Source organism: Mesorhizobium sp. M2A.F.Ca.ET.067.02.1.1 (assembly GCF_004023285.1).
Classification (GTDB): domain Bacteria; phylum Pseudomonadota; class Alphaproteobacteria; order Rhizobiales; family Rhizobiaceae; genus Mesorhizobium.
On the sequence record NZ_RZSB01001063.1, the window covers coordinates 1 to 1,494 of the forward strand.

The 1,494-nt window shown below is 64.7% G+C and carries 1 protein-coding gene and 1 pseudogene; both read left to right on the forward strand.

From position 1 onward, the window contains the following. Positions 1-510, forward strand: a pseudogene (locus tag EOA28_RS35415) (Ppx/GppA family phosphatase); the annotation flags it as partial. Beyond that, entirely contained in the window at positions 507-1,220 is a 714-nt protein-coding gene (locus EOA28_RS35420) for an RlmE family RNA methyltransferase (RefSeq protein ID WP_126082974.1), read from the forward strand. The pseudogene EOA28_RS35415 and the gene EOA28_RS35420, both read left to right, overlap by 4 nt. Positions 1,221-1,494 lie beyond the last annotated feature (274 nt).

Genomic DNA, 1,494 nt, shown 5'->3' on the forward strand with positions numbered 1-1,494 from the left:
GTGTCCTGGACGTCGCTGCCTGTCGGCGTCGTCTCGCTCGCCGAGCGCTTCGGCGGCCGTACGGTGACGCGAGAGACCTTTGCCGCCATGGTCGACGACGTGGCCGCGCGGCTGAAGGCTTTTGACGGCCGCGACCGGCTCGCGCATGTGCTGGCCAGCCCCAACTTCCATCTGCTTGGCACGTCCGGCACGGTGACGACGCTGGCCGGCGTGCATCTCGATCTCGAGCGCTACGACCGCCGCCGCGTCGACGGGCTGTGGATGGACCGCGACAGCGTTGACCGCATGATCGAGCGGCTGATCGGCTGGGATTTCCAGCAGCGTTGCGCCAACCCCTGCATCGGCACCGACCGCGCCGATCTCGTTCTCGCCGGCTGCGCCATCCTGGAAGCGATCCGCGGCGTGTGGCCGTCCGAGCGGCTGCGTGTCGCCGACCGCGGCCTGCGCGAGGGGATCCTGAGCGAATTGATGGCCGATGACGGCGTCTGGCGGAATGATGGGCGCCGATGACAAAGAAACCGGAAAAGCCGGGCTCAGCCAGCCTGCGCGTGCTCAAGACCCGCATCAAGAAGAAGAGCGGCCTGAAGGAATCGTCGCGCCGCTGGCTCGAGCGCCACATGAACGATCCTTATGTGCAACGCTCCAAGGCCGACGGCTACCGCTCCCGCGCGGCCTACAAGCTGATCGAGATCGACGACAAACACCATTTGCTGAAGCCCGGCATGAAGGTCATCGACCTGGGCGCGGCGCCCGGCGGCTGGTGCCAGGTGGCAGCCGCGCGGACGAAGTCGAGCGCCGAGAATCCCCATGTCGTCGGCATCGACTATCTCGAAATGGATGCGGTTCCGGGCGCCGTCATCCTGCAGATGGACTTCCTCGATCCGGACGCGCCGCAGAAGCTCGCCGAGGCGCTCGGCGGCCAGCCGGACGTGGTACTGTCCGATATGGCAGCACCCACCACCGGCCACCGCCGCACGGATCATCTGCGCACCATGCATCTGTGCGAAGTCGCGGCCGATTTCGCGCTGCACGTGCTCAAGCCCGGCGGGCATTTCCTCGCCAAGACATTTCAGGGCGGCGCCGAGAACGAGCTCCTGTCGCTGCTGAAGCAGAACTTCCGCTCCGTCCATCATGTGAAGCCGCCGGCTTCAAGGGATGAGTCGGTGGAGCTTTATCTGCTGGCGAAGGAGTTCAAAGGTCCCGGAACTTCGTCATTCTAGGGCGAAGCAAGAAGCGAAGCGACGCGCGCAGACCCTAGAATCCATGCCGTTACCTCGGCCAAGAAACACAGCGGTCCAGAATTCGTGGCCGACATTCGCCAGAGCTGCTCCAAGTCCTGCACCGCAGCGGCGCTGAAACATCACGGCATGGCAACTGTGTTCACGCGAATGCGGTTTTGTCGCGCATGATGGCGTTGAGGACGACCAGGAGCTTCCTTGCGACGGCGATGATGGCGAGTTTCTTGGACCCTGAGCGGGCAGCAAGTGCGGTATA